Below are 4679 nucleotides of genomic sequence, written 5' to 3' on the forward strand. Positions count from 1 at the left end.
TCGACGACCTGGCCGGGTGACCAAACGGCCAGCTGACGATTGGTGCGACCGGTGCGGCAGGCGGTCTGATCCGGGTGTGCTTGGGTGGCTCCGGTGGCGGGATGCGGTCCCGCCGGGAAGGGGCTCAGCGCAGACCATGCTACGCAAGCATGCGATCACCCGGGTCGGCACCGCCGTGGCTGTCCTCGGCCTCGTTGCGGTCGCCTGCACCGGCACGGGGCACGATGGGCAGGCATCGTCCGACCCGCCGGGTCCACCCGCCGCGGTCAGTACCCGGATCATCGCGCCTTCGAATCGGACCGGCGGGACGTTGCGTGTGGTGATGACCGCCGACTGTGATTCCTGGGACCCGCAGCGGACGTCGGCTGTCCACTGCTGGAACCAGGAACGCTGGATCTTCCGACAGCTGGTGACCTACACCGCGAGCGCCGGCGTCGCCAAACTGGCCGGGGACCTCGCCACCGATGTGCCCACGTCCAAGGACCTGCGCACCTGGACCTACACCATCCGCGAGGGGTTGACCTTCGAGGACGGCACGCCGATCACCTCCAGGGACATCAAGTACGGGATCGAGCGGGCGTTCGCCACCGATGTGATCACTGGTGGTCCCGGTGAGGTGACGGCGTTGCTCGCGGATGGCAACACCCCCTATCCAGGGCCCTATCGGGACCCGGCTCCCGACCGGCTCGGTCTCAGCTCGGTCCAGACGCCCGACGACCGGACCATCACGTTCCGGCTGAACCGACCCTTCGCGGACTGGAACCTTGTCATGGCCTCGCCGGTCTCGACCCCGGTGCCGCGTGCCCATGACACGGCCGCCGGGTACGGAGCGCGTCCGGTTGCCTCCGGACCGTACAAGATCGAAAATTATCGGCCGGGTGAGTCGCTCACCCTTGTGCGCAACCCGCGCTGGACCCCGCAGGGCGACCCGAACCGCTCTGCCCATCCGGACCGCATCGTGGAGCGGATGGGGCTTTCCGCCGCCGACATCGACAACCGGATCCTCACCGATCAGGCCGACGTCTCCGGTGACCAGACCGGCGTGGGTGCCCAGGCCGTAGCCCGGATCGTCGCCAACCCGAGTCTGCGCGCGGAGCGCACCGTCGAGGCTCCCACCGGCATCCTGCGCTACCTGGCAGTGGTGACCACGGTTGCGCCGTTCAACGACATCCATTGCCGCAGTGCTGTTGCATGGGCGCTTGACAAGCGGGCCCAACAGGCGGCCCGGGGTGGCCCGATCGCCGGCGGGGAGATCGCCACCACGTTGCTCACGCCGCCCGTGCGGTACTACTCCTGGTTCGATCTTTTCCCGACTCCGGGTGCCGGCGGCAACGTTTCCAGGGCCAGGGAGGAACTCGCGGCCTGCGGCCGGCCCGCCGGCTTCGCCACGACGCTCGTCACCGGGTCGGCGGCGCTGGATGTCGCCCAGGCGGAGGCGGTCCGCAGTTCCTTGGCCCGGGTCGGTATCACGGTCACGATCAGCGTTTTGGATGATCAACACTACGCCGCCGCGGTGACCGGGATGCCTGACCGTACGCACGCCATGAAATACGGTCTCGTGCTGGCGGCCCGGCGTGGGTACCGCGCGGCACCGTACGCCTTTCTCGCCCCGCTCGCCGATGGACGCCAGATCAGCCCCCAGAACAACGTCAACATCGCCGAGCTGGATCAGCCCGCGGTCAATGCGGATCTGGACCGCGCCATCCGGACGGCGGATGGGGATGATGCGGCCGGCGTCTGGACGGCGTTGGATCGGGCGGTCGTGGCGTCTGGTGCCTACATCCCGTTGCTCTACGACCAGGCGCTCAACGTCTACAGCGATCGGCTCACCAACATCCACTACTCGGCGGCCTTTATGATGGTGGACCTCACCTCGCTCGGTGTCGTCCCGTAGTGAACGGATGTCCAGACGGTCATCGCCGCCGGGGTGGTGCGCCGTTCCTGCGACCGGAACGCCGTGATGTAACTTGGCACGATTGTTGTACCCCTCCAACGATGGCGCGGGAGCAGGTCTAAGAGATGACTGTTGGGCTGTCCATTGCCCTGATCATCACGAGTGTGCTGCTGGTGCTGCTCGTGTTGCTGCACCGGGCCAAGGGGGGCGGGCTGTCGACGGTGTTCGGCGGTGGCGTGTCCTCCTCGCTCGGGGGTTCTTCGGTTGTGGAGAAGAACCTCGATCGGCTGACGATTGCCGTCGCGCTGATCTGGATCACTTGCATCATCGGCCTGGGTCTCCTTCTCAAGGAGTGAGCGGCTTCGGACAGACACGAACGCCGGCCTCGGCGCTCCTCGCCTGCCTGGCTGTCCTTTTCGGGGTTGCCGTTGCCTGCGCCGGTGTTGATCCCGTTCCTGGGCCTGGGCCTGGGCCGGGTCCGGGTCCGGGCCTGGGCCCGGTCCGGCCGGTCACCGCCACAGTGACCTCCGAGCCGACGGACAAGCCCGGCGGCACGCTACGGCTGGTCGGTGCCGCGATGCCCAGCGGTGACCCGGGCTGGGCGGCCGATGCCGGTGCGAGGATGCTGGTGCGGCTGGTCTCGCGCCAGCTGTACTCCTACCGTGCGAGCGCCGACCCGGTCTTCGCCGCGGCGCCTCAGCCCGACCTGGCTGTCGGCGCGCCCGTGGTCAGCGAGGGCGGGAAGGTCTACACGGTCATCCTGCGCTCGTCGGTGCGGTGGGATACCCCGGGGGTCAGGCGGGTGACCGCGACCGATGTCGCCCGCGGCATCAAACGGTTGTGCACCCCGCCGAAACCGTCGCCTATGGGTGGCTACTTCGCCGCTACCGTCACGGGCTTCGCCGCCTACTGCGACGAGCTCGGGCGGACGCCGCCAGCTGGTGCGCGTGACTTCATCGAGCATCGCGAGATCAGCGGCGTCCAGGTCATCGGCGACGAGACCCTTGAGTTCCACCTGCTTGAGCCGGCCGCCGACTTCACCGATGTGCTGGCCCTGCCGGCGGCGTCAGCGGTACCACTGGAAGCTCTTGCCTACCCACCGGATTCATCCAGTTACTTTGAGCACCTCATCTCCGATGGTCCCTACCACTTTGGCGCCGCGGTGAACGACGAGGCATATAGCCTGTCGCGCAATCCGGCGTGGATCGCGTCATCGGACGGGGTCCGCCCGGCACTTGCCGATCACGTCACGGTGCGTACCAACATCGACGCCGCTGCCGCTCAGGCCGAGATCGAAGCCGGACGGGCCGACATGGCCCTCGACAGCTCCGTTCCCGCTGGGGACGTGGCAGGGCTCGACGCCCGCGTTGACGGCAGATTGTCGACGGACGGCCCGGGATCCACCGTGGCGCTCACCGTAGGGCTGCACGGCCCCGCCTCCGCCGCGCTACGCGTCAGCGCCGTCCGGGTGGCGCTCGCCTACTGTGTGGACCGCGCCAGTGTCGCAGCGGCTCTCGGCGGGCCGGTCACCGCCACCACCACCGCGCAGCTGTTGGCGGCCCCGATGGTCGGCTACCAGCCGCGGGATCCCTACCCCACCCTCGGGTCGACCGGTGATGCGACGCGGTGCCGAGACGGGACGCGCGCCGCGCCCGGGGGTCCGCTTACCACCGTGACCCTTCTCACCACCGACTCGGCGTCGGACGCGGCCGTGGCGACCGCGCTGGCGGCGGGCTTCGCCCGGGCGGGCGTGACACTGCGGGTCATCGCTGTGGTTGCCGCCGACTACCCGCGTGCCGCGGTAGCCCCCGACAGCCAGACCTGGGACCTCGCCCTCACCACAGTGACACCACAGTGGTTCGGCAACGCCGGGCGTACCGTGTTCCAGCCCCTGCTGGAGCCGGCGTGGTCGGGGCCCCGACCTGCCGACGGCGGATACCGTAACGAACGGATCACCCTGTCCCTCCACGATGCGCTCGCCGAGCGTGACGCTGCTACTGCCAACACCCGGTGGGGCGATCTGGAACGGGAGCTGCTCACCGACGTCGCGGTTATCCCGCTGGCCGTTACCGTTGTGCCGCGTATGCACAGCGTCAACGTCCGCGGTTTCCTGCGGCTGGGCTCGCTCGACAACGGTGATCCCACCGGCGTATCCATGGGTATTGCGTGAGAGGTTCGCTTACAGTGACCTGAAACCGTCGTGAGGATGACCGGCGGTGGTGGGTGCGACGAGGTCGACCCATCTCGTCTTACACTCGGTCAGGCCGAACCGGCAGGCGCTGGGGGCCGGGTCCGGAGTCAACAGAGGGACGAGACAAAGGAGTAGACGGACCGTGGCAGGTGGTAACGCCATCCGAGGAAGTCGGGTAGGAGCGGGACCGATGGGGGAGGCTGAACGGGGCGAGACCGCCCCGCGGCAGCGGATTTCCTTCTGGTGCGCCAATGATCACGAAACCAAGCCGTCGTTTGCCGCCGAGGCTGCGATTCCGGAGACCTGGGACTGCCCCAGCTGCGGGTTCCCGGCGGGCCGCGACCGCGACAACGCGCCCGCGCCGCCGAAGACCGAACCGTACAAGACCCATCTCGCCTATGTCCGGGAACGGCGTAACGAAAAGGACGGTGAGGCGATTCTGGCCGAGGCCCTCGCCAAGCTGCGGGGCACCGCCTGACCGTAAAGATCGGCTTGACCGTGAGGCTCGGCGTGGTACCGGTCGCAACGTCTACCGGTCGGTACCACGCCGACCCGGCGGTCCCGACCCGGCCGGCCTACCGGCCCGGAGTCGGC

The 4679-nt window shown here is 68.7% G+C and carries 4 protein-coding genes; all 4 read left to right on the forward strand.

What is annotated here, in order from left to right; all coding sequences use genetic code 11:
- The first annotated feature begins 136 nt into the window (after positions 1 to 136).
- The 4 genes from U9980_RS04645 (at position 137) to U9980_RS04660 (ending at position 4563) form a co-directional block, all read left to right on the forward strand.
- A complete protein-coding gene (locus U9980_RS04645; RefSeq protein ID WP_322766836.1) occupies positions 137 to 1894 on the forward strand; it encodes an ABC transporter substrate-binding protein in 1758 nt (585 codons plus the stop codon).
- Positions 1895 to 2019: 125 nt separating this feature from the next.
- Positions 2020 to 2250 (forward strand): preprotein translocase subunit SecG, encoded by a 231-nt coding sequence (secG, locus tag U9980_RS04650; RefSeq protein WP_322751535.1) that lies wholly within the window; start codon positions 2020 to 2022, stop codon positions 2248 to 2250.
- Positions 2251 to 2414: 164 nt separating this feature from the next.
- Positions 2415 to 4064: an ABC transporter substrate-binding protein gene (locus tag U9980_RS04655; protein WP_322766837.1), complete on the forward strand. Its 1650-nt coding sequence runs from the start codon at positions 2415 to 2417 to the stop codon at positions 4062 to 4064.
- Positions 4065 to 4227: 163 nt separating this feature from the next.
- A complete protein-coding gene (locus U9980_RS04660; RefSeq protein ID WP_322750802.1) occupies positions 4228 to 4563 on the forward strand; it encodes an RNA polymerase-binding protein RbpA in 336 nt (111 codons plus the stop codon).
- Positions 4564 to 4679: the final 116 nt, after the last annotated feature.

The sequence above is a fragment of the Protofrankia sp. Cr1 genome, assembly GCF_963555865.1.
Taxonomy (GTDB): domain Bacteria; phylum Actinomycetota; class Actinomycetes; order Frankiales; family Frankiaceae; genus Protofrankia.

Coding starts and splice junctions, on each gene's coding strand:
- U9980_RS04645 (WP_322766836.1), top strand. CDS start 137: ATGCTACGCAAGCATGCGATCACCCGGGTCGGCACCGCCGTGGCTGTC.
- secG (WP_322751535.1), top strand. CDS start 2,020: ATGACTGTTGGGCTGTCCATTGCCCTGATCATCACGAGTGTGCTGCTG.